Genomic DNA, 25,990 nt, shown 5'->3' with positions numbered 1-25,990 from the left:
TCCGTCGTCCCATGCGCGTACCGTGGCCCCTCGGACCCGACGACGTCACGAGACGAACTGGACGTCACGAGACGAACAGAGTGAAGGAACCATGCACCGACCTGCACAGCGAAAGCGACAGCTCCGCAGCCGCCTCCTCGTCTGCGCGGCCGCCGTACCGGCGATCCTCGTCGCCGGTTGCTCCTCCGACTCCGGCTCCGACTCAGGCTCCGACGGGGCCAAGAAGGACTCGGGCGCCAAGGCGTCGGCGTCGGCCAAGGCCGGCGACAAGCCCGCGAGCGTGGAGAAGGCCGCGTACGCCAAGCTGCCCGAGCCCTGCGAGGTCCTGTCGAAGAAGACGCTCGACGACCTGGTGCCGAAGGCGAAGGACAAGTCCGGCAAGGCGGGGACGTCCAGCGACACGGCGCTGCGCGGCAGCTGCTCCTGGGACAGCCTCGACAACAACGGCGTGGACGGCTCCCAGTTCCGCTGGCTGCGCGTCTCGCTGATGCGTTTCGAGTCGGACTCCTCGCTCGGCAGCGGCGCGAAGCGCGCTCAGGACAGCTTCGCCAAGCAGGTCGCGGACGCCCAGGCGACGAAGGACGCGAAGAGCGTCAAGGCGGAGCCGGTGCAGGGCGTCGGCGAGCAGGCGACGCTCGTGCGGTACGACCTGAAGAAGGACAAGGACACCTTCAAGCAGCAGACGTTCGTGACGCGCGTGGAGAACGCGGTCATCACCGTCGACTTCAACGGCGCGGGCCTCGCGGGCGACAAGGCCCCCGACGCCGGCAAGCTCGGCAAGGACGCCCAGAAGGCCGCCAAGGAGGCCGTCGACGCGGTCGTGGCCGCCAACGGCGGTGGCGGCGGCGGCAAGGCGTCGCCCGGCGCGAGCGAGAAGCCGAAGGCCGACGACTCGAAGCCGGCCGACTCGAAGGCCGACGACAGCAAGTCGGAGGACAAGAAGTCGGACGACAGCAAGTCCGACGACAGCAAGACGGACGACAAGAAGAAGAGCAGCGGCAGCAAGTCCTGACGGTTGTTCTGACAGCCGCCCTGCCGAGCGTCAGCCAACTCCCGCCTTCAGCAGGCACGTTGCAGGAGCCCGACCCCTCGGGGGCCGGGCTCCTGGCGTACCGGCACACGGCCTTCCGCACGCATGTGCCAGGCTGTCGCTCGCAACAAGCCGACTGAGGCCTTGTACAAGGGCCTTGTGCAGGGACTTGAACAGGGAGGGGTTCGCGGGTGGCCGCGATGCAGCTGACACGCACGCACCGGATACTCATCGGGGTGGTCGTCGCCGGAGCGGTCGTCATCGCCGGGATCGGTTTCGCGGGGTCGTACGCGGCCGTACGCGAACTCGCCGAGGAGAAGGGCTTCGGCGGCTTCTCGGTGGTCTTCCCCATCGGCGTCGACGCGGGCATCTGTGTTCTTCTCGCCCTCGACCTCCTGCTGACCTGGCTCCGCATCCCCTTCCCGCTGCTGCGGCAGACGGCGTGGCTGCTCACGGCGGGCACGATCCTCTTCAACGCGGCCTCCAGCTGGGGTGATCCGCTCGGCGTCGCCATGCACGCGGTGATCCCGGTGCTGTTCGTGGTCGCCGTCGAGGCGGCGCGGCACGCGGTGGGCCGGATCGCGGACATCACCGCCGACAAGCACATGGAGGGCGTGCGCCTCACGCGCTGGCTGCTCTCCCCCGTGCCCACGTTCAAGCTGTGGCGCCGCATGAAGCTGTGGGAGCTGCGCTCGTACGAGCAGGTCATCAAGCTCGAACAGGAACGTCTCGTCTACCAGGCGCGCCTGCAGGCCCGGTTCGGCCGCGCCTGGCGCCGCAAGGCCCCGGTCGAGTCGCTGATGCCGCTGCGTCTCGCGCGTTACGGCGTTCCTCTCGCGGAGACGGCCCCGGCGGGGCTCGCCGCGGCGGGCATCGAGCCGGTGCTGCTCCCGCCCGCGCCGGCTGCCACGACGCCCTCTGCGGTGTCGACGGCGAAGCCCACGGGCGAGCAGCCGCACCACCCGCAGCTGACCGCCGCGCCGCAGCCCACCGAGCCCGCCGAGCCCGAGCCCTCCCCGGACTCGGCCCCGGAGCCGGAGTCGGAGTCGGAGTCGGAGCCGCAGCACCCCGAAGAGGCGCTCCCCGTGGCCAATCACGCGAGCCCCTGGTTCGCGGCGCACAACGCGTCGTACGCGCCCGTGGCCCCGTACGACGAGTGGTACGCGGAGCAGGAACGCCAACAGGCGTCCGGCGAGATCCCGGAGCCGTCCCCCGAGTTCCCCGCCCAGGACTTCCCCGCCCCCGACGCCCAGGACTTCCCCGGCCCGGCCCCCACCCCCGCTTCCGTCCCCGCCCCCTCCGACGAGGACCTGTACCAGGTGTTCCGGCAGTCGATAGAGGGCGAGGGAATGCCGACCCCCGGCGCCTTCGCGGCGAACGCCGAGGCGGCCTTCGGCCTGCGCCTCCAGTCCCGCGAGCTGAACAATTACATGGACCGCTTCTCGGCCCGCCTGGAGAACGAGTTCGTGGAAGACCACATCGCGTAACAACCGCCGCGCTGCCGCGTGTGGCGTCCGGGGAAGATTGTTGACCAGTGGTCGATTCCCGACCACCGGTCACCCATAATTTCCCCATGCGGACATCCCAGAGGAAGACACGAGAAGTGGCGGAGCGCGATCAGGCGCTCGTGCGCCTGGCGCTGGACATGGTCAGCAGGGACGGCTTCCACAATCTGACCCTGGGGAAGCTCGCCCAGGAGGCGGGCTACTCGAAGGGCACGGTGTACAACCACTTCGCGTGCCGCGAGGACCTCCTCATCGAGCTGTCCGCCGAGAGCGCGCGCCGCCAGCTGCGCTACTTCCAGGCCATCGCGGATCTCCCGTGGAGCGGCGTCCGGGCGCTCTACGGCATGGCCTTCGCCTATCTGCACCACGCGGTGGTGGCCCCCGTGCTGTTCGAGTGCAGCCTCACCGCACGCACGGACGCGGTCTGCCGGACGGCCTCCGAGGACCGGATGACCCGACGTGACCTGGTCGAATCGCAGATGGCTCAGGTGGTCGGCTTCGCCGTGCAGCGCACGGTGACGGAGGGGGCGTACAGCAATCCCGGCGTACCGACCGACGTGGCGGTGGACGCCCTGCGCGGCTGCGTCCTCGGATACGCGGCGACGCATCTGATCTCCCGCCGCTTCCTGTGGGCCGATGAGGAGCACCTGGACGGCCGGCTCTCCGTGATGGCCTCGATGATGGGCGGCCTCGGCTGGCCCAGGCTGGACAAGGCCGAGCTGACGGAGATCCACAAGGTCGTCGTCGATGTCGTCGGCGAGATCGCCCGCGCCCACTCTTTGCCGGATCATTAAATCGACCGTTCGTCAAAAAACGACTACTAGTCATAATCTGAGGCGTGAACGTCCGGAGCCAGGCCAGGAGCTGATCATGAAGTACGGCATCGTCATACGCTACGAATTCGACGCGGCGTGGCTGCGGCTCAGCAGGGACGAGCGCAACGCGAAGGCCCGGGTCTTCCAGCAGGAGATCGTCGGGCCCTTCGCCGACAGGCTGTCCGTGCGGCACTTCGACGCGGAGGCGTTCTCCACCGACTACTCGGACTTCCTGTTCGTGGAGACCGACGACCTCACGCCCTACTACTACTTCGTCGAGAAGCTCCGCGACAGCGAGTTCATCGCCCACGGCTGGGCGCGCCTGCGCGACATCTCCATCGGACTGCAGGACGGCTACAAGAAGTACGAGAAGGACAACGCGGCGCTCCCGTAGAGCGCGAGTCCCGCGCCCACCACGAAGAGCGCGACGGGGGCGTCGCCGAAGGTTCGTCCGGCGACGCCCGGGGCGCCCTGAATTCCTACGCGGCCAGCAGCTTGCGTACGCGGTCCGCGCCGACGGCGAGGAGCAGCGTGGGCAGGCGCGGGCCGGTCTCCCGGGTGACCAGGAGGCGGTACAGGAGGGCGAAGAAGGAGCGCTGGGCGACCTTGATCTCCGGCGGGAGTTCCTTCGCCGTGGCGTCCGATGAGAAGCCGGCCTGCACCTTCGGCACGCCGTACACGAGGTGGGTCAGGCCGTCCAGGGACCAGTGCGAGTCGAGGCCCTCCAGGAGGAGGCGCAGCGATTCGCGGCCCGCGTCGTCCAGGGAGGACAGGAGCTCCGTGTCCGGCTCGGAGCGGACGACGGTGCGGGCCTCGGCCGGGACCTGGGTGGTGATCCAGTTCTCGGCGCGGTCGAGGCGCGGCCGGGTCTCGTCCAGGGACGTGATCGGGTCGGTCGGGTCCAGGTCGCGCAGGATGCGCAGCGTCTGGTCCTCGGCGCCGGCGGTGATGTCGGCGACGGAGGCCAGCGTCCGGTACGGCAGCGGGCGCGGGGTCCGGGGCAGTTCACCCGCGGCCGTGCGCACCGCGCGGGAGTGCGCGGCGGCGTCGGCGGGCAGCACGGTCCCGTCGGCGACCTTCGCGTTCAGCTTGTCCCACTCGTCGTAGAGCCGCTGGATCTCCTGGTCGAAGGCGATCTTGAAGGACTGGTTGGGCTTGCGGCGGGCGTACAGCCAGCGCAGCAGCGGCGCCTCCATGATCTTCAGCGCGTCGGCCGGAGTCGGCACGCCACCCTTCGACGACGACATCTTCGCCATCCCGGAGATGCCGACGAACGCGTACATGGGGCCGATCGGCTGCACGCCGTCGAAGATCTCGCGCACGATCTGCCCGCCGACGACGAAGGAGGACCCGGGGGACGAGTGGTCGACGCCGGACGGCTCGAAGATGACGCCCTCGTACGCCCAGCGCATGGGCCAGTCGACCTTCCAGACCAGCTTGCCGCGGTTGAACTCGCTGAGCAGCACCGTCTCGGTGTGCCCGCAGTCCGCGCAGACGTAGGAGAGCTCGGTGCTCTCGTCGTCGTACGACGTGACCGTCGTCAGGTCCTTCTCGCACGCGCCGCAGTACGGCTTGTACGGGAAGTACCCGCTGGAGCCGCCGCTGCCGTCGTCCTCGCTCGCGGCGCCGGAGCCCTCGGCGGCCTCCAGCTCGGCCTCGTCGACCGGCTTCTGCGACTGCTTCTGGCCGCCCTTCCCGGGGGCCTTCTTGGTGCGGTACTGGTCGAGGATCGCGTCGATGTCGCCGCGGTGCTTCATCGCGTGCAGGATCTGCTCGCGGTAGACGCCCGAGGTGTACTGCTCGGTCTGGCTGATCCCGTCGTACTCCACACCCAGCTCGTCGAGCGCCTCGATCATGGCCGCCTTGAAGTGCTCGGCCCAGTTCGCGTACGCGGAACCGGCCGGGGCGGGCACGGAGGTGAGGGGCTTGCCGATGTGCTGGGCCCAGGTCTCGTCGATGCCGGGGACACCGGCCGGGACCTTGCGGTACCGGTCGTAGTCGTCCCAGGAGATGAGGTGGCGGACCTCGTGCCCGCGCCGCCGGATCTCGTCCGCGACCAGGTGCGGGGTCATGACCTCGCGGAGGTTGCCCAGGTGGATCGGGCCGGAGGGGGAGAGCCCGGAGGCGATGACGATCCCCGGCGCGGCAGTGCCGGACTGTTTCGCGCCCTGGGCACGACGCTCCGACTCGGCGATGACCTCGTCCGCGTAGCGGGAGACCCAGTCGGTGGTATCGGTGCTCTGAGCCACGATCGGCACGCCTTTCTTCTACGTGTTTCTTCTACGTGAGTACCGCTTGTCGGGGCCATTCTCCCAGGTCGCCCCTCAACCGCGAAAACCGCTTTTCACCGCGTGGGATACTCGGTTTCTGTAGCTGCAGCAAACCCAGGCACCCGAGCAGAACGGCACCCATTCATGGCCTCGGTCACGTCCCTCACCGCCTCCGTCCACCAGCGCCTCGCGGACGCCCTCTCGGCTGCCCTGCCGGAGGCCGGCTCCGCGGACCCGCTGCTGCGACGTAGCGACCGGGCCGACTTCCAGGCCAACGGCATCCTGGCGCTCGCGAAGAAGGCCAAGGCCAACCCGCGTGAGCTGGCCGCCCAGGTCGTCGAGCGGATCACCAACGGCGACCTGCTCGCCGACGTCGAGGTGTCGGGTCCCGGCTTCCTGAACGTCACGGTCACCGACAAGGCGATCGTCGGGACGCTCGCGGCGCGTGCCGCCGACGGCGACCGGCTCGGCGTGCCGCTGAACCCGCACGCGGGCACGACCGTCATCGACTACGCCCAGCCGAACGTGGCGAAGGAGATGCACGTCGGGCACCTGCGGTCCGCCGTCATCGGTGACGCCCTGCGGCACATGCTGGACTTCACGGGCGAGAAGACGATCGGCCGCCACCACATCGGCGACTGGGGCACCCAGTTCGGCATGCTCATCCAGTATCTGATCGAGAACCCGGGCGAGCTGGCTCCCGCCGACGAGGTCGACGGCGAGCAGGCCATGTCGAACCTGAACCGGATCTACAAGGCGTCGCGCGCGGTCTTCGACGCGGACGAGCAGTTCAAGGAGCGGGCCCGCAAGCGGGTCGTGGCGCTCCAGTCCGGGGACGAGGAGACGCTCGACCTGTGGCAGCGGTTCGTGGACGAGTCGAAGGTCTACTTCTACTCGGTCTTCGAGAAGCTGGACATGGAGGTCCGCGACGACGAGATCGTCGGCGAGTCCGCGTACAACGACATGATGCCGGAGACCGCCCGCCTCCTGGAGGAGTCGGGTGTGGCCGTCCGCTCCGAAGGTGCCCTCGTCGTCTTCTTCGACGAGATCCGCGGCAAGGACGACCAGCCGGTCCCGCTGATCGTGCAGAAGGCGGACGGCGGCTTCGGGTACGCGGCCTCCGACCTCTCGGCGATCCGCAACCGTGTCGTCGACCTGGACGCGACGACCTTGCTGTACGTCGTGGACGTGCGCCAGTCGCTGCACTTCAAGATGGTCTTCGAGGCGGCCCGCCGGATGGGCTGGCTGAACGACGACGTCAAGGCCCACAACATGGGCTACGGCACGGTGCTCGGCGCGGACGGCAAGCCGTTCAAGACGCGTGCGGGCGAGACGGTGCGCCTGGAGGATCTCCTCGACGAGGCGGTCGAGCGGGCGACGGCCGTGGTGCGGGAGAAGGCCGAGAAGATCGGTCTCACCGAGGAAGAGATCGTCGAGAACGGACGGTACGTCGGTATCGGCGCCGTGAAGTACGCGGACCTGTCGACGTCGGCGAACCGCGACTACAAGTTCGACCTGGACCAGATGGTGTCGCTGCACGGCGACACGAGCGTGTATCTGCAGTACGCGTACGCGCGGATCAAGTCGATCCTGCGCAAGTCCGAGGGCGACGCCGCCGCCGCGCACCCGGAGCTGGCGCTGGCTCCGGCCGAGCGGGCGCTCGGCCTGCACCTCGACGCGTTCGGCGACCTCGTCCACGAGGCGTCGGCCGAGTACGCCCCGCACAAGCTGGCCGCGTACTTGTACCAGCTGGCGTCGCTGTTCACGACGTTCTACGACCAGTGCCCGGTGATCAAGCCGCGCCCCGCGCAGGACGTGGTGGAGAACCGTCTGTTCCTGTGCGACATCACGGCCCGGACGCTGCACAAGGGCATGGAGCTGCTGGGTATCAGGACACCCGAGCGCCTCTGACGCCCGAGCGCCTCTGACGCCCGAGCGCCTCTGACGCCCGGGCGGCCCTGACGGGCGGGCGGGGTCAGGCGTAGTAGTGGATGGTGCCGTGCATGCCGGCTTCCCCGCCCCCGCAGTAGTGGCTGTAGCGGGCGGCGAGCGCCTTGATGGTGCCGTCGTCCGCCGTGGCGAGGCGGGTGACGGTCAGGCTGCCGCTCGCCTCACCGCATGAGCGGCCGTTGCCGTACATCGACAGGCCGCCCTTCTCGGTGGTGACGGTGTAGGTGCGGCCCGCTTCGAGCCTGTCGCCCTCCGGCACGTAGAAGTGGACGGTCCAGTCCTCGCGCTTGCCCTCGACGGCGTACCTGAAGCCGGTGTCGGCCTTGCCCTCCAGGAGGAAGGTGCTGCGGGCCCCGGTGTGCGAGCCCGACGTGCCCTGGCCGATCCAGTCGTCCGCGTCGCTCTTGTAGCTGTACGAGAGCGGGAACGCGTCGTACTTGACGGTGCCCTTGAGCGCGGGGGCCGTGGCGCTCTCGCAGTTCTGCGTGAAGGTGGCGTCGAGCCGGGTGACCTGGCCCGACGCGTCGGTCTCGATCTGGTGGACGGAGAACTGGCCCCAGACCCGGTTGCAGCCGCGGTGCTCGCCGGTCACCTCCAGGCCGGGCGCGCGGCCGGTGCGGAAGTCGGCGCGCTCGGCGTCGCGGTAGACCCCGGGGTGCAGCTTCTCGCCCTTGGGCGCCGCGAGCTGGATCTCCCAGTTCGCGTCGGGCAGCTCCACCGTCACGTCCTCCGCGGTGCCGCTGACCCGCAGGGAGGTGGCCGGGGCCTTGTACGAGGCGGACTTGCCGTCACCGATGTAGTCGCCCTCGGCGCTCGTGTACGCGTACGAGCTGACGGCGACCGGGGCACCGGGCGCGGCCTGCGCGGGGGCGGCGGTGGCGATCAGGCCGCCGGCCACCGCGAGGCCGATCAGGGCGCGCCCGAGTCTCTTGGCGGGCAGAGCTGAACTGCGCATGGGAGATCCCCTCTGTGAAGCATCCGCACTCCCCAGGCGGATGAACTCTCAACCATGGTCACCCTAGGCACCCGGGCGGACAACTGCCCCTGATATCACTGGAGTTCGCTCACTCTTCACCGGGCGCCACCGAGCGCCCGGCCGAGCCGCCGCAGCCCTTCCGCGATCTCCTCCTCGGTCTGCGTCACGAAGCACATGCGCAGGGTCGACCGGTCCGGTTCGCCCGCGTAGAACGGCGCACCGGGCACGTAGGCCACGTCGTACGTGATGACCGTGCGCAGCAGCTCCGTCGTGTCGTGTCCGTCGGGGAGCTTCGCCCACACGAACATGCCGCCCTCGGGACGCATCCAGCCGGACCCCTCCGGGAGGGCGTCCGCGAGGCCCGCGAGCATCGCGTCCCTGCGGTCGCGGTAGACGGCCGCGACGCGGGCGACGTGCGCGTCCAGGTCCTGGTCGGCCAGGTACCGCGCGGCGGCGAGCTGGTTGACGGTCGGCGTGTGCAGGTCGGCGGCCTGCTTGGCGACGGCGCAGGCGCGCAGCAGCGCGGCGGGCGCGCGCAGCCAGCCGAGGCGCAGGCCGGGCGCCATGACCTTGGAGAAGCTGGAGAGGAGGACGGTGCGGTCGGCGGCGCCGGGGTACGTGGCGATCCACGGTGCCCGCTCGCCCTCGAAGCGCAGCTCGCCGTACGGGTCGTCCTCGACGATCCACAGGCCGCGCCGCTCGGCGACCAGGGCGATCGCCGCGCGGCGGTCGGCGGGCAGGGTGCGGCCGGTGGGGTTCTGGAAGGTGGGGACGGTGTAGAGCAGCTTGGGGCGGTGCAGGGCGACGAGTTCGTCGAGGGCGTCGGGGTCGATGCCGTACGAGTCGCAGGGTACGGGCACGACGCGGGCGCCCGCGAAGGCGAAGGCCTGAAGTGCCGCCAGGTAGCAGGGGTTCTCGACGAGGACGGTGTCGCCGGGCTCGATGAGCGCGGTCGCGAGGAGCGAGAGCGCCTGCTGCGATCCGGTGGTGACGAGCACGTCGTCGGCGTCGGTCGGCAGTCCGCGTACGGTCGTGCGCGCGGCTATGGCGGTACGCAGCGCCGGCTCGCCCTCGGTCGTCGCGTACTGGAGCGCGCGCTCGGGGGTCTCCTCGAGGACCGCGCGGAAGGCGGCCGCGATGCCGGCGCGGTCGAAGAGGCCGGGTGCGGGCAGTCCGCCCGCGAAGTTGATGACCTCGGGCCGCGCGGTGACCGCGAGGATGTCCCGTACCGGCGAGCCCCCGACCGCTGCGGCGCGCGCGGCGAGCGGCGGCATGGGGGCGGCTGCGGTACGGGCGGGCTCGGTGACGGTCACGGCGTCGGCTCCTTCGGCTGTGGCGGCTCTTGTGCAGAGCGATTGCCCGCACCCTAAGCAGGTAGGTGCGGGCTACACACGCCGTTCCGGGATGCGGACGCGGCCGTACCGGGTCAGCCGTCCTGCAGCTGCCTGACCCACTTGTCGTAACCGGGCGGCCAGCCGTAGGTGGGGCGCCCCTTCTTGCCGCTGGTGCGGAACGGCTTGCCCTGGTCGTCGACGCGCAGGGTGTTGTGCCGCTTGCCGCTGGACCACTCCAGCTCCAGGTACCAGCGCACGTCGTGCAGATCGGTGTCGGCCACGATGTAGAAGACCTCCGGGTCGTTCTCGCTGACCTTGTACGGGAAGTCGCGCTGCCCCGCCCGGGGCTTGGCGTCCGGCGTCCCCGCGTCGAGGTCGACGGCGAACGACTTGGTGTTCACGTTGCCGCCGCAGCCGGTCGCCATCTGGAAGTTGTTCCAGGCCAGCGGCTCGCTGGTGCTCTGCACGCGGACGTTCATGTCCTGAAGGACGACGGTGTCCTTGCCCATGCCCTGCACGGTGACCTCGATGTACTGGCGGCCGGCCGCGACGGCACCGAGGTCGCCGACCCAGCTGGCGGCGTCCTGGAGCGGGGGCTGCTGCGGCACCTCCGCGGCCTTGCGGTTCACCAGGAAGTCCTGGAGGCACGGGTCGTCATAGGCGTACGGCCTGGTGCGTGCCGTCAGCGGAGCGCCGGAGTCCCCCTGTACGCCGCCGGACGTGGGGCCCTTGCCGCCGTGGCGGGAGGCGTCGGGCGACGGGCCGCCGTTCTTGGAGGGCGAGGCGGAGGGGCCGCCCTTCTTGTTCTTGCCGTTGTCCTTGTCGTCGTTCTTGTTCTTGCCCTTGTCGCCCTTGTCGCCCTTTTCATCGGACTTGCCCGGCGAGGTGTCCGGGGTGTCGCCGGGGTCCGGGGAGGAGGCGGCCCCGGCCTTCCGCTCGTGCCCGTCGCCGTCGCCGCCGTTCATGGCGAGGGCGATGGAGCCGAGCCCGACGACCGCGGCGACGACGGCGGCCGCGAGCACGAGGGTGCGCCGCTTCCGCGCCGGGGACCGCTCGGAAAGGACGACCACCTGGTCCGGTTCGGGCTGCGACCCGGGCTGCGACGCCGGGTCCGGTTCCGGCTGGGCCCGCACCGGCGCAGGCTCGGGCTCCGCCTTCCGGCCCCGCGTCGCGTCCGCGAGGATCCACCGCCTGTGGACCTCGACGAGCTCTTCGGGGGTCGCCTTGCAGAGCCGGGCCAGCCGCTCCACAGGGGCGAACTCCGTCGGCACGGCATCCCCGTTGCAGTACCGGTGCAACGTCGACGTACTCATGTGGAGCCGTTTGGCCAGCACCCCATAACTGAGCCCGGACCGCTCCTTGAGCTCCCGCAGCAACTCCGCGAGAGACGCCATCTCCGCCCTCCACCATTCCATTCAGACGTTCCAGGGAGAGGTCATTCCCCCAGGTCACAGCCGGTACGAACGTTCCGGCGTCCCCAACTCCCCCGCGCTTGTGGCGATCGGGACGAACCACGGCACAAGCTGTGGTCATCCAAACACGCCGCTTCCGGCACACCACACAGAGGATCAGCCATGTTCCGTACCGGCCCCCGCTCCCGCACCCGCCTCCCCCTCGCTGTCCGTGCGGTCGTGGCCGCCGGAATCGCCCTGAGCGGACTCTCCCTGACGGCCTGTTCGGACGGCACCGGCACCCGCGACGAGGGTGCGGCGACACTCGTGGCACAGACGAGCGCCAAGCACAGCACGGTTCCGCATCCCGCCACCAACCGGCGCACCGCGGACAGCCGGAAGCCCGTCACATGCACCGGCGACACCATGAAGGTGAAGGTCACCGAGGTCTCCCGCCCCCTGAACCACCTCCTGATCACCGCCACGAACACCGGCACCAGGCCCTGCCACGCCTACAACGCCCCCTACCTCCGCTTCGACGACGCCCGGTCCGCGGTCGGCGTGAACCGCGACTCCATGCCGCAGGCGGTCGTCACCCTCCAGCCCGGCGAGTCGGTGTACGCGGGCGTCACCACCTCGGCGGGCGACGGCAGCGGCACGGACGGCCGCACCACGCACAGCCTCGGCCTGTACTTCTCCAACCGGGCGACGGACGGGAGCGTCGGCCCCGAGGTGACCGTCGGGCTCCCCGCGGGCGGCGTGTACGTCGACGGCTCGGCCACGACCACCTACTGGCAGGCGACGCGGGAGGACGCCCTGAGCTGGTGAGAGGCGGCCGGATACCGGTGAGGAAGGCAGAGGAGGGGACAGAGACGCAGGTCACACAGGCCCGTGTCACATTTCGCCGCTCCGGTCCGTCGTAGCTGTGTAGTACCTGGCACCGAATGACGGCATAGGAGCACATCATGGAAGCCCGTTTGAACGTCTTCACCAGCCCGACCGCGGGCAAGGCCCTGAAGCACCTCACCGCGGTGGGCAAGGCCATCTCGGACACGGGGCTGCCGACCGCCACGCAGGAGCTGGTGAGGATTCGCGCGAGCCAGATCAACGGCTGTGGATTCTGCCTCGACATGCACACCAAGGAAGCGGTCGCCGCCGGCGAGACCGCGACGCGTCTGCACCTGGTCGCCACCTGGCGCGAGGCCACCGTCTTCACCGAGGCCGAGCGCGCGGCGCTTGCGCTGACGGAGGAGGGCACCCGGATCGCCGACGCGGCCGGCGGGGTCTCGGACGACGTCTGGGCCGAGGCCGCAAAGCACTACGACGAGGAGCAGCTCGTCGGCCTGATCACGGCGATCGCCCTCATCAACAGCTTCAACCGGCTGAACGTCATCGTCCAGCAGCCCGCGGGCGACTACCAGCCCGGCCAGTTCGGATAGCACCACCGGCACGGGGAGCTCCGGTCGGCCCACCCACCTTTTGGTGAGTACCGCACAAAAAAGTCGGTACTTGTCCGGTCGGCGGGGCCGAACGAGGATCGAACACGTACCCGGCGGAACCCCCGGCGGAACGCCCTCGAAGGAGCTCCCTCGTGCCCAGCAACGGCAGCACGTCCCCCGTCACCGTCCTCGGTCTCGGCCTGATGGGCTCTGCCCTCGCCTCCGCCCTGATCGAGGCCGGGCACCCCACGACCGTGTGGAACCGCACGGCGTCCAAGACCGGCCCGCTGGTGGCCCAGGGCGCCGCCCCCGCCGACACCGCGCGGGCGGCCGTCACCGCGAGCGACCTGGTCATCGTCTGCCTCACGACCAACGACAGCGTGCGCACTCTCCTGGAGCCGGAGGCGGAGGCGCTCGCGGGCCGTACCGTCGTCAACCTCACCAACGGAACTCCCGCCCAGGCACGGGAGTTGGCGTCCTGGGCGGCCGCGCACGGCATCACGTACATCGACGGCGGCATCATGGCCGTGCCGCAGATGATCGCGACGCCCGGCGCGTACATCCTCTACAGCGGCACCGACGAGACCGCCTTCACGACGCACCGCCCGACGCTGGCCGCGCTCGCCGACACGAAGTGGGTCGGCAAGGACCCTGGCCTCGCCGCGCTGTACGACCTGTCGCTGCTCACCGGCATGTACGGCATGGCGATGGGCGTCGCCCAGGCGTTCGCGCTGATCCGCAGCGAGGGCATCCCGGCCCAGGAGTTCGCGCCGCTGCTGACCGACTGGATCGTCGCGATGACGCACGGCATCGTGCCCGGGGGCGCCGAGGCGCTGGACACCGACCAGCACCTGACGGACGTCTCGAACCTCGCCATGAACCGCGAGGCGTTCCCCAACTTCACCGCCGCGTTCGCCGAACAGGGCCTGCGCACGGACCTGTTCGAGCCGCTCCAGGACCTCCTGGACCGCGCCGTCGAGCAGGGCCACGGCGCCGACGGCTTCTCCCGCATGTCCCTCCTGCTCAGGAAGGACTGATCCCCGGCGCCCGGCAGATCCGGAACCCTCAGGGGACCAGCACCACCTTCCCCGTGGTCTCCCGGCGCTCAAGGGCGGCGTGCGCCTCGGCGGCCCGCTCCAGGGGGAACGTCTGGAACGCGGGCACCAACTGGCCCTTGGCGGCGGCCTCCAGAGCCTCACGCTCGTGCGCGGGACCTCCCTCGGGATTCTCGAGCAGCTGGAGCAGCGCGTTGGTGGAGGTGATCCGCCGCTCCGCGAGCAGCTCCGGGCCCGGCTCGAAGGCCTCCTGCGACGACCAGCCGATGACGACGTACCGTCCGCCGTCGGCGATCAACTCGAAGGCCGCCGCACCCTTCTCACCGCTCACCCCGTCGAGTACGGCGGTGACGCGCCGCCCGCCGCCGAGCCGCTCGGCGACCTCGTGCTGCCAGCCGGGCCGGTTGTAGTCGACGGCGATGTCGGCGCCGAGCTCACGTACGGCCTCGACCTTGGCGGGGCCGCCGGCCGCGCCGATCACCGTCGCCCCGAGGGCGTGCGCGTACTGGACCACGAGGCGCCCCACGCCCCCGGCGGCGGACGTCACGAGCACCACGTCGTCGGGGCGGAGCCGGGCCGCGCCGAGGAGCCCCATGGTGGTGGCCCCGGTCACCACCATGGTCACCGCGGCCTCGAAGCCGAGCCCGTCCGGCACGACGTGCAGGTTCCCGGCGTCGGCGACCGTCAGCTCGGCGTACCCGCCGGGGGCCGAGCGCGAGACCACCACGGGCCGCCCGAGCCACTCTCGGTCGACGTCGGGCCCGACGGACTCCACCGTCCCCGCGACCTCACCGCCGAAGACGGCGGGCAGTTCGGGCAGCGGCGGCGCCATGCCGGACGCCTCGCCCCTGCGCATGACGGTCTCGACGAAGTGGACTCCCGCCGCCTTCACGGCGATCCGCACCTGCCCGGGGCCCGCGACGGGGTCGGGCAGGGTCTCGTTGCGGAGGTTCTCGGCGGGGCCGAACTCGTGCAGGACTACAGCGCGCATGGTGTGCTCCTCGGAACGTGGGAACGAACGTCGATGCACACCACCCTCCGACTTCAACCAAGGTTGAGGTCAAGGGCTGCCCGCGAGGGCCCCCGCGCGGGGCTCAGAGCTGCCGCGCGACCTCGGTCGCCCAGTACGTCAGGATCATGTTGGCGCCCGCACGCTTGATGCCCGTCAGGGACTCCATGATCGCCTTGTCCCGGTCGATCCAGCCCCGCTCGGCGGCGGCCTCGATCATCGAGTACTCGCCACTGATCTGGTACGCCGCCACCGGCACGTCGGCCACCTCGGCGACCTTCGCCAGGATGTCGAGGTAGGGGCCCGCGGGCTTCACCATGACCATGTCGGCGCCCTCTTCGAGGTCGAGCGCCAGCTCCCGCAGGGACTCCCGGGCGTTCGCCGGGTCCTGCTGGTAGGTCTTGCGGTCGCCCTTGAGCGAGGAGCCGACGGCCTCACGGAAGGGGCCGAAGAAGGCCGAGGAGTACTTCACGGAGTACGCGAGGATGGACACGTCCTCGTGGCCGACCTGGTCCAACGCGTCACGGATGACGCCGATCTGACCATCCATCATGCCGCTGGGGCCCACCACGTGGGCGCCCGCGTCGGCCTGCACCTGCGCCATCTCCGCGTACCGCTCCAGGGTCGCGTCGTTGTCGACCCGGCCCTCGGAGTCGAGGACACCGCAGTGCCCGTGGTCGGTGGTCTCGTCGAGGCACAGGTCCGACATGACGAGCAGGTCGTCGCCGACCTCGGCCCGCACGTCGCGCAGCGCCACCTGAAGGATGCCGTCCGGGTCCGTGCCCGCCGTGCCCAGGGCGTCCTTCTTCGACTCCTCCGGCACACCGAACAGCATGATCCCGGAGACCCCGGCCTCCAGCGCCTCCACCGCGGCCTTCTTCAGGCTGTCGCGGGTGTGCTGATAGACACCGGGCATGGCCCCGATCTCCACCGGGTCGCTGATCCCTTCCCGCACGAACGCGGGCAGGATCAGATCGGCCGGATGCAACCGCGTCTCCGCCACCATGCGCCGCATGGCGGGAGTGGTCCGCAGCCGCCGCGGCCGCGCCCCGGGAAACGATCCGTACTTGGTCACTGTCTCTCTCACCTCACGAAAGATTCCGGCCCCGGCTGTAAATGCTCAGCCGGGGCCGGGGAAATATTCAGCCCGTCCGGCGTTTGAGGACGAACTCGGCGAAGCCGGTGATCGACGGTGCCGGACCTTCAGGGTGCCGCGCGTCGCCGACGCGAACCCGGCCGACGCTCACTGGGACGGGTAACAGGGTCCCCCGCCTCCAGCGCGGCGGCCCGCCGACCCGCACCGAACTCCGCCAGGGCCTCGGCCAGCTTGTGCACGGACGGCTCCGGAGCCATCACGTCCACCCGCAGCCCGTGCTCCTCCGCGGTCTTCGCGGTGGCGGGCCCGATGCACGCGATCACCGTCACGTTGTGCGGCTTCCCCGCGATCCCGACGAGATTGCGCACCGTGGACGACGAGGTGAAGAGCACCGCGTCGAAGCCGCCGCCCTTGATCGCCTCGCGCGTCTCCGCCGGCGGCGGCGACGCCCGCACCGTCCGGTAGGCGGTGACGTCGTCGACCTCCCACCCGAGGTCGATGAGACCGGCGACCAGCGTCTCCGTGGCGATGTCCGCGCGCGGCAGGAACACCCGGTCGATCGGGTCGAAGACCGGGTCGTACGGCGGCCAGTCCTCCAGAAGACCGGCGGCCGACTGCTCCCCGCTCGGCACCAGGTCCGGCTTCACACCGAAGGCGATCAGCGCGGCGGCGGTCTGCTCGCCGACGGCCGCGACCTTGATCCCGGCGAAGGCACGCGCGTCGAGCCCGTACTCCTCGAACTTCTCCCGCACCGCCTTGACGGCGTTGACGGACGTGAAGGCGATCCACTCGTAACGGCCGGTGACCAGGCCCTTGACCGCGCGCTCCATCTGCTGGGGCGTGCGCGGCGGCTCGACCGCGATGGTCGGGACCTCGTGCGGCACGGCGCCGTAGGACCGCAGCTGGTCGGAGAGCGAGGCCGCCTGTTCCTTCGTACGCGGTACGAGGACACGCCACCCGAAGAGCGGCTTCGACTCGAACCACGACAGCTGGTCGCGCTGGGCGGCGGCGCAGCACTCGCCGACCACGGCTATGACGGGCCGGCCGCCCTCCGGCGAGGGCAGCACCTTCGCCTGCTTGAGGACCTGCGCGACGGTGCCGAGCGTCGCGGTCCAGGTGCGCTGGCGCGTCGTCGTACCGGCGACGGTCACGGTCATCGGGGTGTCCGGCTTGCGGCCCGCGGCCACCAGCTCGCCGGCCGCCGCGGCCACGGAGTCGAGCGCCACCGAGACGACGACGGTCCCGTCGGACGCGCCGACCTCGCTCCAACAGCGGTCGGACGCCGTCCGCGCGTCGATGAACCGCACATCGGTGCCCTGCGCGTCCCGCAGCGGCACACCCGCGTACGCCGGCACACCGACGGCGGCCGCGACGCCCGGCACGACTTCGAAGGGGATGCCCTCGGCGGCGCAGGCCAGCATCTCGCCGGCCGCGTACGTGTCGAGGCCCGGGTCGCCGCTCACCGCACGCACGACCCGCCTGCCGCCCCTCGCGGCCTCCATGACAAGATTGGCGGCAGCTCGGAAAGGCGTCGCGTCGGCGGTCATTGACGCGTCGTCAGCTGTCGGCTGGGGTGTGTCCACACCTCCCCTGGCATGCACGCGGACGACGTCGAGCACATCAGGCTCGGCGATCAGCACATCCGCTCGGGCCAGCGCCTCGACGGCGCGGAGGGTCAGCAGTCCCGGATCTCCGGGTCCGGCACCGAGGAAGGTGACGTGCCCGTGTGCGGGAAGGCCGGGAAGGTTCGAGGTGGGGCTCAAAGTGCTCGCTCCCCCATCAGACCGGCCGCGCCCTTGGCAAGCATCTCGACCGCGAGTTCGCGGCCCAGCGCCATGGCTTGGGTCTCCGTCTCGGGCACGGGACCGGTGGTGGACAGCTGCACCAGCGTGGAACCGTCGGTCGTACCGACGACACCGCGCAGGCGCATTTCCTTGACAATCTGCCCGTCGGCCAAGAGGTCGGCCAGTGCGCCCACGGGCGCGCTGCAACCGGCTTCCAGGGCGGCGAGCAGGGACCGCTCGGCGGTCACGGCGGCCCGGGTGTACGGGTCGTCGAGCTCCGCGAGCGCGGCGGCGAGTGACGCGTTGTGCGCGGCACACTCGATCGCCAGTGCCCCCTGGCCGGGGGCGGGCAGAACAGTGTCGACCGACAGGAAGTCGGTCACCGCGTCGGCCCTGCCGACGCGGTTGAGTCCGGCGGCGGCGAGCACGACGGCGTCGAGCTCGCCCTTGTGCACGTATCCGATGCGGGTGTCGACGTTCCCGCGGATCGGCACGGTCTCGATGGTCATGCCGTGGCTGCGCGCGTAGGCGTTCAGCTGCGCCATGCGGCGCGGCGAGCCGGTGCCGATCCGGGCCCCCGCCGGGAGCTCCGTGAAGGTCAGCCCGTCGCGCGCCACCAGGGCGTCGCGCGGGTCCTCGCGCACCGGCACGGCCGCGAGGGTGAGCTCGGCGGGCTGCGCGGTGGGCAGGTCCTTCAGCGAATGCACGGCGAAGTCGACCTCGTCGCGGGCCAGCGCCTCGCGCAGCGCCGCGACGAAGACGCCGGTGCCACCGATCTGCGCGAGGTGCTCGCGCGAGGTGTCGCCGTACGTCGTGATCTCCACCAGCTCGACGGGCCGCCCCGTCAACTCCTTGACTGCCTCGGCCACTTGGCCGGACTGGGCCATGGCCAGCCTGCTGCGCCTGGTCCCGAGCCGATAAGCCCTCTCGGTCATGCCCGGCCTCTATTCGGGTCGTCGTTCTCGTTGTTCATGTGGTCAGCCCTGCTGACCGCCGCGACCGTCTGCGGGTCGAGGTCGAAGAGCGTGCGCAGCGCGTCCGCGTACCCGGCGCCGCCGGGCTCGCTCGCCAGCTGCTTGACCCGCACCGTCGGCGCGTGCAGCAGCTTGTCGACGACGCGGCGCACGGTCTGCGTGATCTCCGCGCGCTGCTTGTCCGCCAGGTCCGGCAGGCGTCCTTCGAGCCGGGCCATCTCGCCCGCCACCACGTCGGCGGCCATGGTGCGCAGGGCGACCACGGTCGGCGTGATGTGCGCGGCCCGCTGGGCTGCGCCGAAGGCGGCGACCTCGTCCGAGACGATGCCGCGGACCTGCTCGACGTCGTTGGCCATGGGCGCGTCGGCGGAGGCCTCCGCCAGCGACTCGATGTCCACGAGCCGCACACCGGGGATGCGGTGCGCCGCGGCGTCGATGTCGCGGGGCATGGCGAGGTCGAGGAGGGCGAGCACGGCCGGGCGGGCCGCGCCGGCCGACGACGCGCGCGGGCGCCACTCGGGGAGGCGGCCCGTGACGCGCGCGGCGGCCGCCAGCGCGGCGATCGCCTCGGCCTCGGCCCGCGGGTCCGCGGCCTGGTCCTCGCGCCGCTCGGCCGGGGCGTTGTCCACCCAGGCCGCGTGCTGTTCCAGGGCCGCCGCGTCCATCCCGGCGACGGCCTCCTCACCGGCGACGGAGAATCCGCGCGGTGCGGACAGGTCGACCGGGCAGCCCTCGTCGGCCACGGTGGCCGTCCGGGCGCCCTGGCCCGCCGGACCGTTCCCGGCCTGCGCGGGCGCCTCGCCGGTCGTGCCGTCCGCCGGGGGCACGCGCCCCTCGACGGCGGCGGTGACGGACTCGGCGGTCAGTACGAGGCCGGTCGCCCCTGTACAGGAGACGGCCACATCGGCACGTGTCAGTTCGTCCGCCACGGCGTCCATGGGGACGGCGCGGGCACGCACCCCGTGGCCGGAGTCGCCGAGGATCTCCGCGAGCCGCTCCGCGCGCTCCAGCGTGCGGTTGGCGACCACGATCTCCGCCACACCGGCGCGCGCGAGCGTCGCCGCGGCCAGCGAGGACATGGAGCCGGCGCCGATGATCACGGCGCGCTTGCCCGCCGCCCAGGCGTCGACCGGCTCGCGCACCGCGAGCTGTTCGAGGCCGAAGGTCACCAGCGACTGCCCGGCCCGGTCGATGCCGGTCTCGGAGTGCGCGCGCTTGCCGACCCGCAGGGCCTGCTGGAAGAGATCGTTGAGGAGCTTGCCCGCGGTGTGCAGCTCCTGGGAGCGCGCCAGGGCGTCCTTGATCTGCCCGAGGATCTGCCCCTCGCCGACGACCATCGAGTCGAGCCCGCACGCCACCGAGAAGAGGTGGTGGACGGCACGGTCCTCGTAGTGGACGTACAGATAGGGAGTGAGCTCCTCCAAGCCGACGCCGCTGTGCTGCGCGAGCAGCGTGGACAGCTCGGCGACGCCCGCGTGGAACTTGTCCACGTCGGCGTAGAGCTCGATGCGGTTGCAGGTGGCGAGCACGGCCGCCTCGGCGGCGGGCTCGGCGGCGAGGGTGTCCTGCAGGAGCTTGGCCTGCGCGTCCGCGGACAGCGCGGCGCGCTCCAGGACGCTCACCGGGGCGCTGCGATGGCTCAGCCCCACGACCAGGAGACTCATGCCGGCATCACGGCGGGGACGTCCCCGTCGGGTCCCTTGCGCTGCTGCTTGGCCGACACGGGCGGGACGGGCCCTTCGGGCGCGGCGTCCTCCCCGGCCTTGCGCTGCTCGTGGAAGGCGAGGATCTGCAGCTCGATGGAGAGATCGACCTTGCGTACGTCGACACCGTCCGGCACGGACAGGACGGTCGGCGCGAAGTTCAGGATGGAGGTCACACCGGCGGCGACGAGCCGCTCGCAGACCTGCTGGGCGGCGCCCGCCGGGGTCGAGATGACGCCGATGGAGACGCCGTTGTCGCTGATGATCTTCTCGAGCTCGTCCGTGTGCTGCACCGGCATGCCGGCGACGGGCGTGCCCGCCATCGCCGGATCGGCGTCGATCAGCGCGGCGACCCGGAACCCGCGGGAGGCGAACCCGCCGTAATTGGCGAGGGCGGCGCCGAGGTTGCCGATGCCGACGATGACGACCGGCCAGTCCTGGGTGAGCCCGAGTTCACGGGAGATCTGGTAGACGAGATACTCGACGTCGTAGCCGACGCCGCGCGTCCCGTAGGAACCGAGATACGAGAAGTCCTTGCGCAGCTTCGCGGAGTTGACCCCCGCGGCGGCCGCGAGCTCCTCGGAGGAAACCGTGGGCACCGAGCGCTCCGACAGTGCGGTGAGGGCTCGGAGGTACAGCGGAAGCCTGGCGACGGTGGCCTCGGGAATCCCTCGGCTGCGGGTCGCCGGTCGGTGAGTTCGGCCAGTTGCCACGGTGCTCCTGCGGGTAGAGCGGGGCTGCAGGCGGTCACTCGTCCCCAGACCGCCCCGTCGAATGCAGGCTATGTCTTTGTGAACGCGTGCACAAAGATGGTGTCCGTTTTGCCCGGCCAACGTGACCGGGGTCACGCGCCCCCGGCGCTCGATCGTGGAACCGGCGCACGGGCCGCGTCGTTCCTCTTTTGAAGGGGGCAAAACCGCACACTCTCCTCACGATCATCGCCCCCGAGACCAAAACCGCCCCAAAGCGTAATCGACTTTGCGGGCACTTTGGACTGGTCGGTCAGTAGGTAACGGGCCTAACCCGTGAGCTCGCGCCGCAGCCGGTCTCCGTCCACGCGCCAGAAGGTGTGCTGCTCCCCGTCCACGAGAACCACCGGAATCTGCTCCCAGTAGGCCCGGTGCAGCTCCTCGTCCCGGGTGATGTCCTTCTTCTCCCAGGGCGTGCCGAGCTCCCCGCAGACCTTCTCGATCACCGACTGTGCGTCATCGCACAGATGGCACCCCGGCTTTCCGATCAGGGTGACCAGCCGCTCCTGCGGCTTCCTCTTCTCCGTACGGCCGCCGCTGCGGCGGAAAATGGGACTCATGGTCCCCATTCTCGCCCCGTCGGCCCACCCGGCGGGGTCTGCGGGACGCGGCCCGATTAACGGCATGGACCCGGAGAGTTCACAGGCCCGAATCCTCCCGACTCCGGGACCACCGAACAGACTGGCTATGCTCACGACATGGCCGCTCTCGGATGGCTCACCCCCCGTAGGCGCTCCGCCACCGCGCGGAGCGTGCTGGCTGGCGAGGCCTCGGCCGAGGCAGCGCGCAAGTCCTCCCAGGAGCTGGAGGAGCTCGACGCCCTCGCCGCGAAGGACGCGCCCGACGACGGCCCGCAGGAGCCGGAGTTCCCCGTCGTCGGCGACGACAAGGCCGCCGCCTTCTTCGATCTCGACAACACCGTGATGCAGGGCGCCGCGATCTTCCACTTCGGCCGCGGTCTGTACAAGCGGAAGTTCTTCGAGCGCCAGGAACTCTTCCGGTTCGCCTGGCAGCAGGCCTGGTTCAGGCTCGCCGGCGTCGAGGACCCCGAGCACATGCAGGACGCCCGCGACAGCGCCCTGTCCATCGTCAAGGGCCACCGGGTCGCCGAGCTGATGTCCATCGGCGAGGAGATCTACGACGAGTACATGGCCGAGCGCATCTGGCCCGGCACCCGCGCCCTCGCCCAGGCCCACCTCGACGCAGGCCAGAAGGTCTGGCTGGTCACCGCGGCTCCGGTGGAGATCGCCACGGTCATCGCCCGCCGCCTCGGCCTGACCGGCGCCCTCGGCACGGTCGCCGAGTCCGTCGGCGGCGTCTACACCGGCAAGCTGGTCGGCGAGCCCCTGCACGGCCCCGCGAAGGCCGAGGCCGTCCGCGCCCTGGCCGCCGCCGAGGGCCTGGACCTCGGCCGCTGCGCCGCGTACAGCGATTCGCACAACGACATCCCGATGCTCTCGCTCGTCGGGCATCCGTACGCGATCAATCCTGACGCCAAACTGCGCAAGCACGCCCGCGCCCGTGACTGGCGTCTGCGGGACTATCGCACCGGCCGCAAGGCCGCGAAGGTCGGCATCCCGGCCGCCGCCGGTGTCGGCGCGCTCGCGGGCGGCGCGGCCGCCGCCGTGGCGCTGCACCGCCGCCGCCACTGAGCATCCGTCGGTCCTACCCCGCCCTGTCTCCGGCCAGTCACCCCGGTAGCACTCGGCCACAACACGCCTCAGGCCGACACGGAATGTGAACCCGTTCGATCAACAAGCGGTCACTCTGCGGCACTTGAACGGGCGTCAATCGGTTACAGAAGCGACGTAATCGATGATTTGAGCAACTGGGTGTAGCGCTGCCTGTACGAAGCGTTATTCTCCTCAGACGCATAAGGGACCCCACACGTCGCTACGACGGGTGAACGGTCCCGCACTGCACGTGATGGAAGCTCTGCCTCTGGGAGTCCCGTGTACCCACACGTCGGGGTTGACGCCTCGGGCCTGGCTACGCTGCGCGCAACGGTCATCGACCGCTTGCGCGGCTTCGTCCCCACCGCGTACGCCGTCCCCGCCGTCCCCGCCCTCGCCGTCCCCGCACCCGCCGGGCTGTGCTACGCCCTGGAGAACGGCATCGAAGAGGTGCCGGCACGTAGTGCCATCCTTGAGGGGCGGCGGTCGGGAGACGGGCGTGCGGTCAGCAGACGCGCCCGCTCCGGCGCCGCTGCCGCCACCTCGGCCCCCACCCCCCGCCGTCCCGCCGCGGACAGCGACAGCGCCCGCATGATGGATCTCGTCGAGCGCGCCCAGGCCGGCGAGTCCGACGCCTTCGGCCGTCTCTACGACCAGTACAGCGACACGGTCTACCGCTACATCTACTACCGCGTGGGCGGCAAGGCGACCGCCGAGGACCTCACCAGTGAGACCTTTCTGCGCGCCCTCCGCCGCATCGGCACCTTCACCTGGCAGGGCCGTGACTTCGGCGCCTGGCTGGTCACGATCGCCCGCAACCTGGTCGCCGACCACTTCAAATCGAGCCGGTTCCGCCTCGAAGTGACCACCGGCGAAATGCTCGACGCCAACGAAGTCGAACGCAGCCCCGAGGACTCCGTCCTGGAGTCCCTCTCGAACGCCGCCCTCCTCGAAGCAGTCCGCCGCCTCAACCCCCAGCAGCAGGAATGCGTGACCCTGCGCTTCCTCCAGGGCCTCTCCGTCGCCGAGACCGCGCGCGTCATGGGCAAGAACGAAGGCGCGATCAAAACCCTTCAGTACCGCGCGGTGCGCACCCTTGCGCGCCTGCTGCCCGACGACGCCCGATAGCGCCTCGTAGCGCCCAACTCACCTTCCGTGGCGGCCAGATGGTCGCCACGGAATTGTCGCGGTCCGATCATCCTCCGTCCGTAACCCAAGTGCCGCGACGCTCGTTGTGCGGGATGCAGGCTCCCTGTGGTCGCTACCTGGCTGGCTCCGCTCACTCGATCGTGTGGAAATGGTCAGGACATGGCAACCCTCAGGACCCCCTGGGGAGTCGACCGTCTTGACGAGAGGAGGTGCCGCCAGTGATCGCGAACGTATCGGCCCACCGGCGGGCGAACGCCTTCGCCCAGGCCCTGGAGGAGCGTTCCGACCAGGCCCCGGCGGCCGAGCAGTCCGAGGACTCCGCGCTCACATCCGCACCCGCGGCCGCACCCGTGGAGTCCACCGAAACCACCGCGGCCCGCGCCGCGCCGACCGAGCAGAGCCACATGCTGGCCCTGGCGGACGGTCTCGACGCGCTGCCCAAACCCACCCTCGACCCCGAGGTCAAGGTCGTCCAGCGCGCCCAGCTCGTGGCCGCGATGGAAGCCATGCTCCTCGAGGGCGGTAATCCGTCGGTGCCGAAGCAGCGATCCCGCAAGGGTGCCCACCGAGCGGGCGCCCTCGGGAAGCTGCGTCCGCGCTCCCGTCTGTCCAAGGGCATCGCGGCGGGCGGCCTCACCGTCGGCGTCGCCGCGGGCGCGTTCGGCGGTGTCGCCGCCGCCAGCAACGACGCCCTGCCGGGCGACTCGCTGTACGGCCTCAAGCGCGGCATGGAGGACTTCAAGCGAGGTCTGGCCGACGACGACAGCGACCGTGGCCGGATCTACCTCGACCAGGCCTCCACGCGGCTGAACGAGGCCCGCAGGCTCATGGAGCGGGGCCGTTCCGGCGCCCTCGACCACGAGTCGCTCGGCGAGGTCAGGCGAGCCCTCTCCGGCATGCGGCACGATGCCACGGAAGGCCACCGCCTGCTCCTCGAGGCGTACGAGCGCGACGGCTCCCTCGGCCCCATCCAGGCGCTGTCCGCGTTCTCCCGGTCGCACCGCGAGGCGTGGACCGACCTCCAGGGCCGCCTCCCCGTCCAGCTGGGCGACGTGGGCGCGCAGGTGAACTCCGTCTTCGACGCCATAGACGAAGAGGTCGAACCGCTGCGCTCCCTGCTGCCCCGCCCCCCGGAGAAGGGCGGCACGACCGGCCGGACGTCCCAGAGCCCCGGCGCCTCCGACAGCTCCGACGGCCGTCCCTCCCAAACGTCGGGCGGCGGCAGTTCCCACAGCGGCGGCCCGGGCAGCGACAGCAAGCCCAAGCCGTCCACGTCGGACCGCGAGGACGACGGCCTCATCGGCGGCACCACCGGTGGTCTCCTCGACCCGCCGGACGACAAGAAGACGAGCCCGGCCCCCTCGGAGGGCAAGAGCAAACCCGGCCAGCACAGCACCCCGGCCAAGCCGGACGTCACCCTGCCCCCGCTCCTGCCCGGCCTCCAGCTCCCGGAGCTCGGCATCGAGGGCGAGGACGCGAAGTAGTTCACACGCATACGCAGCTGGGGGCGCCCTCCCGACAAGGAGGACGCCCCCACTGACGCGCACCCACCCCTAAAAGAACACCCGCCCCTAAAAGAACACCGACCGCCGCTGCACCAACAGCTTGTACAGCGAATGCTGAATCTGCTCGCGCACCTGGTCCGTCAGGTTGAACATCAGCATCGGGTCCTCCGCCGCCTCCGGCGGATACCCGTCCGTCGCGATCGGCTCCCCGAACTGAATCGTCCACTTCGTCGGCAACGGCACCGCACCCAGAGGCCCGAGCCACGGAAACGTCGGCGTGATCGGGAAGTACGGAATGCCCAGAACTCGCGCCACCGGCCCATCCACACTGCCGCCCTCGCACCGCTCCGCGGGCTTCGCACGGCTGCGCCGGACTCCGTCCGCCGGCCCACCGCACCCCGGCCGGAACAGCCAACCCCTAAAAGAACACCGACCGCCGCTGCACCAACAACTTGTACAGCGAATGCTGAATCTGCTCGCGCACCTGATCCGTCAGGTTGAACATCAGCATCGGGTCCTCCGCCGCCTCCGGCGGATACCCGTCCGTCGCGATCGGCTCCCCGAACTGAATCGTCCACTTCGT

Annotated in this window: 22 protein-coding genes and 2 pseudogenes; 11 read left to right on the top strand and 13 right to left on the bottom strand. The window is 70.8% G+C overall.

Annotated elements, in window-relative coordinates:
* Positions 1-91: 91 nt before the first annotated feature.
* The 4 genes from AB0N81_RS39990 (at position 92) to AB0N81_RS39975 (ending at position 3,744) form a co-directional block, all read left to right on the top strand.
* Positions 92-1,012 carry a DUF3558 family protein gene (locus AB0N81_RS39990; protein WP_365367502.1) on the top strand — a complete coding sequence of 307 codons (921 nt, stop codon included), beginning with the start codon at positions 92-94 and terminating at the stop codon, positions 1,010-1,012.
* A 218-nt stretch (positions 1,013-1,230) separates the two neighbouring features.
* Positions 1,231-2,517: a DUF2637 domain-containing protein gene (locus AB0N81_RS39985; RefSeq protein ID WP_365367500.1), complete on the top strand. Its 1,287-nt coding sequence runs from the start codon at positions 1,231-1,233 to the stop codon at positions 2,515-2,517.
* Between the two features lie 86 nt (positions 2,518-2,603).
* Positions 2,604-3,329 (top strand): TetR/AcrR family transcriptional regulator, encoded by a 726-nt coding sequence (locus AB0N81_RS39980; protein WP_365367498.1) that lies wholly within the window; start codon positions 2,604-2,606, stop codon positions 3,327-3,329.
* 76 nt (positions 3,330-3,405) lie between these two features.
* Complete coding sequence (locus tag AB0N81_RS39975) at positions 3,406-3,744, top strand: hypothetical protein (protein WP_365367496.1); 339 nt, start codon at positions 3,406-3,408, stop codon at positions 3,742-3,744.
* Positions 3,745-3,829: 85 nt separating this feature from the next.
* Here the strand turns inward: AB0N81_RS39975 and lysS are convergent, their stop codons facing one another.
* Entirely contained in the window at positions 3,830-5,608 is a 1,779-nt protein-coding gene (gene lysS / locus AB0N81_RS39970) for a lysine--tRNA ligase (protein WP_365367494.1), read from the bottom strand.
* Between the two features lie 156 nt (positions 5,609-5,764).
* Here lysS and argS point away from each other — a divergent pair, with 156 nt between their 5' ends.
* Entirely contained in the window at positions 5,765-7,531 is a 1,767-nt protein-coding gene (gene argS / locus AB0N81_RS39965) for an arginine--tRNA ligase (protein ID WP_365367492.1), read from the top strand.
* Positions 7,532-7,595: 64 nt separating this feature from the next.
* Here the strand turns inward: argS and AB0N81_RS39960 are convergent, their stop codons facing one another.
* The 3 genes from AB0N81_RS39960 to AB0N81_RS39950 form a co-directional block, all read right to left on the bottom strand.
* A complete protein-coding gene (locus AB0N81_RS39960) occupies positions 7,596-8,525 on the bottom strand; it encodes a hypothetical protein (RefSeq protein ID WP_365367490.1) in 930 nt (309 codons plus the stop codon).
* 116 nt (positions 8,526-8,641) lie between these two features.
* Positions 8,642-9,859: a PLP-dependent aminotransferase family protein gene (locus AB0N81_RS39955; RefSeq protein WP_365367488.1), complete on the bottom strand. Its 1,218-nt coding sequence runs from the start codon at positions 9,857-9,859 to the stop codon at positions 8,642-8,644.
* Between the two features lie 113 nt (positions 9,860-9,972).
* Positions 9,973-11,274 (bottom strand): helix-turn-helix transcriptional regulator, encoded by a 1,302-nt coding sequence (locus AB0N81_RS39950; RefSeq protein ID WP_365367486.1) that lies wholly within the window; start codon positions 11,272-11,274, stop codon positions 9,973-9,975.
* A 180-nt stretch (positions 11,275-11,454) separates the two neighbouring features.
* On the opposite strand from AB0N81_RS39950, the gene AB0N81_RS39945 reads away from it, so the two are divergent.
* The 3 genes from AB0N81_RS39945 to AB0N81_RS39935 all read left to right on the top strand — a co-directional run bounded on the left by AB0N81_RS39945 (position 11,455) and on the right by AB0N81_RS39935 (position 13,747).
* Entirely contained in the window at positions 11,455-12,099 is a 645-nt protein-coding gene (locus tag AB0N81_RS39945; protein ID WP_365367484.1) for a DUF4232 domain-containing protein, read from the top strand.
* 137 nt (positions 12,100-12,236) lie between these two features.
* The gene (locus tag AB0N81_RS39940; RefSeq protein ID WP_365367482.1) at positions 12,237-12,710 is read left to right on the top strand and encodes a carboxymuconolactone decarboxylase family protein; all 474 of its coding nucleotides are present in this window, start codon (positions 12,237-12,239) and stop codon (positions 12,708-12,710) included.
* A 152-nt stretch (positions 12,711-12,862) separates the two neighbouring features.
* A complete protein-coding gene (locus tag AB0N81_RS39935) occupies positions 12,863-13,747 on the top strand; it encodes an NAD(P)-binding domain-containing protein (protein WP_365367480.1) in 885 nt (294 codons plus the stop codon).
* Between the two features lie 28 nt (positions 13,748-13,775).
* Here the strand turns inward: AB0N81_RS39935 and AB0N81_RS39930 are convergent, their stop codons facing one another.
* From AB0N81_RS39930 to AB0N81_RS39900, 7 genes are all read right to left on the bottom strand, one after another.
* Positions 13,776-14,756, bottom strand: coding sequence for a zinc-binding dehydrogenase (locus AB0N81_RS39930; RefSeq protein ID WP_365367478.1), 981 nt, complete (start codon positions 14,754-14,756; stop codon positions 13,776-13,778).
* 103 nt (positions 14,757-14,859) lie between these two features.
* Positions 14,860-15,849, bottom strand: coding sequence for a porphobilinogen synthase (gene hemB / locus AB0N81_RS39925; protein ID WP_365367560.1), 990 nt, complete (start codon positions 15,847-15,849; stop codon positions 14,860-14,862).
* 128 nt (positions 15,850-15,977) lie between these two features.
* The gene (locus AB0N81_RS39920; RefSeq protein WP_365367476.1) at positions 15,978-17,633 is read right to left on the bottom strand and encodes a uroporphyrinogen-III synthase; all 1,656 of its coding nucleotides are present in this window, start codon (positions 17,631-17,633) and stop codon (positions 15,978-15,980) included.
* The gene (gene hemC / locus AB0N81_RS39915; protein ID WP_365367474.1) at positions 17,630-18,589 is read right to left on the bottom strand and encodes a hydroxymethylbilane synthase; all 960 of its coding nucleotides are present in this window, start codon (positions 18,587-18,589) and stop codon (positions 17,630-17,632) included. Before hemC ends, AB0N81_RS39920 begins: the two co-directional genes overlap by 4 nt.
* The gene (locus AB0N81_RS39910) at positions 18,586-20,292 is read right to left on the bottom strand and encodes a glutamyl-tRNA reductase (protein ID WP_365367472.1); all 1,707 of its coding nucleotides are present in this window, start codon (positions 20,290-20,292) and stop codon (positions 18,586-18,588) included. Before AB0N81_RS39910 ends, hemC begins: the two co-directional genes overlap by 4 nt.
* Complete coding sequence (locus tag AB0N81_RS39905; RefSeq protein ID WP_150170720.1) at positions 20,289-21,044, bottom strand: redox-sensing transcriptional repressor Rex; 756 nt, start codon at positions 21,042-21,044, stop codon at positions 20,289-20,291. The genes AB0N81_RS39910 and AB0N81_RS39905 overlap by 4 nt, the downstream gene beginning before the upstream one ends.
* 305 nt (positions 21,045-21,349) lie before the next feature.
* The gene (locus AB0N81_RS39900; RefSeq protein WP_365367470.1) at positions 21,350-21,649 is read right to left on the bottom strand and encodes a glutaredoxin family protein; all 300 of its coding nucleotides are present in this window, start codon (positions 21,647-21,649) and stop codon (positions 21,350-21,352) included.
* A 129-nt stretch (positions 21,650-21,778) separates the two neighbouring features.
* Here AB0N81_RS39900 and AB0N81_RS39895 point away from each other — a divergent pair, with 129 nt between their 5' ends.
* The 3 genes from AB0N81_RS39895 (at position 21,779) to AB0N81_RS39885 (ending at position 25,386) form a co-directional block, all read left to right on the top strand.
* Entirely contained in the window at positions 21,779-22,732 is a 954-nt protein-coding gene (locus AB0N81_RS39895) for an HAD-IB family hydrolase (RefSeq protein ID WP_365367468.1), read from the top strand.
* 300 nt (positions 22,733-23,032) lie between these two features.
* The gene (locus AB0N81_RS39890; protein ID WP_365367466.1) at positions 23,033-23,881 is read left to right on the top strand and encodes an ECF subfamily RNA polymerase sigma factor, BldN family; all 849 of its coding nucleotides are present in this window, start codon (positions 23,033-23,035) and stop codon (positions 23,879-23,881) included.
* A 239-nt stretch (positions 23,882-24,120) separates the two neighbouring features.
* Positions 24,121-25,386, top strand: a complete 1,266-nt coding sequence (locus AB0N81_RS39885) for a DUF5667 domain-containing protein (protein WP_365367464.1) — start codon at positions 24,121-24,123, stop codon at positions 25,384-25,386.
* 87 nt (positions 25,387-25,473) lie between these two features.
* Here the strand turns inward: AB0N81_RS39885 and AB0N81_RS39880 are convergent.
* Positions 25,474-25,722: pseudogene (locus AB0N81_RS39880) on the bottom strand (glycerol acyltransferase); the annotation flags it as partial.
* A 103-nt stretch (positions 25,723-25,825) separates the two neighbouring features.
* Positions 25,826-25,990, bottom strand: a pseudogene (locus AB0N81_RS39875) (glycerol acyltransferase); the annotation flags it as partial.

Origin of the sequence: Streptomyces sp. NPDC093510 (genome assembly GCF_040683555.1) — a bacterium.
Lineage (GTDB): Bacteria > Actinomycetota > Actinomycetes > Streptomycetales > Streptomycetaceae > Streptomyces.
The sequence above is the reverse complement of the archived record's forward strand: the minus strand, read 5'-3'. Positions and strand labels throughout refer to the sequence as shown.

Coding starts and splice junctions, on each gene's coding strand:
- AB0N81_RS39910 (WP_365367472.1), bottom strand. CDS start 20,292: ATGAGTCTCCTGGTCGTGGGGCTGAGCCATCGCAGCGCCCCGGTGAGC.
- AB0N81_RS39950 (WP_365367486.1), bottom strand. CDS start 11,274: ATGGCGTCTCTCGCGGAGTTGCTGCGGGAGCTCAAGGAGCGGTCCGGG.
- AB0N81_RS39990 (WP_365367502.1), top strand. CDS start 92: ATGCACCGACCTGCACAGCGAAAGCGACAGCTCCGCAGCCGCCTCCTC.
- AB0N81_RS39930 (WP_365367478.1), bottom strand. CDS start 14,756: ATGCGCGCTGTAGTCCTGCACGAGTTCGGCCCCGCCGAGAACCTCCGC.
- AB0N81_RS39980 (WP_365367498.1), top strand. CDS start 2,604: ATGCGGACATCCCAGAGGAAGACACGAGAAGTGGCGGAGCGCGATCAG.
- argS (WP_365367492.1), top strand. CDS start 5,765: ATGGCCTCGGTCACGTCCCTCACCGCCTCCGTCCACCAGCGCCTCGCG.
- AB0N81_RS39900 (WP_365367470.1), bottom strand. CDS start 21,649: ATGGGGACCATGAGTCCCATTTTCCGCCGCAGCGGCGGCCGTACGGAG.
- AB0N81_RS39940 (WP_365367482.1), top strand. CDS start 12,237: ATGGAAGCCCGTTTGAACGTCTTCACCAGCCCGACCGCGGGCAAGGCC.
- AB0N81_RS39960 (WP_365367490.1), bottom strand. CDS start 8,525: ATGCGCAGTTCAGCTCTGCCCGCCAAGAGACTCGGGCGCGCCCTGATC.
- hemC (WP_365367474.1), bottom strand. CDS start 18,589: ATGACCGAGAGGGCTTATCGGCTCGGGACCAGGCGCAGCAGGCTGGCC.
- AB0N81_RS39895 (WP_365367468.1), top strand. CDS start 21,779: ATGGCCGCTCTCGGATGGCTCACCCCCCGTAGGCGCTCCGCCACCGCG.
- AB0N81_RS39975 (WP_365367496.1), top strand. CDS start 3,406: ATGAAGTACGGCATCGTCATACGCTACGAATTCGACGCGGCGTGGCTG.
- AB0N81_RS39945 (WP_365367484.1), top strand. CDS start 11,455: ATGTTCCGTACCGGCCCCCGCTCCCGCACCCGCCTCCCCCTCGCTGTC.
- AB0N81_RS39985 (WP_365367500.1), top strand. CDS start 1,231: ATGCAGCTGACACGCACGCACCGGATACTCATCGGGGTGGTCGTCGCC.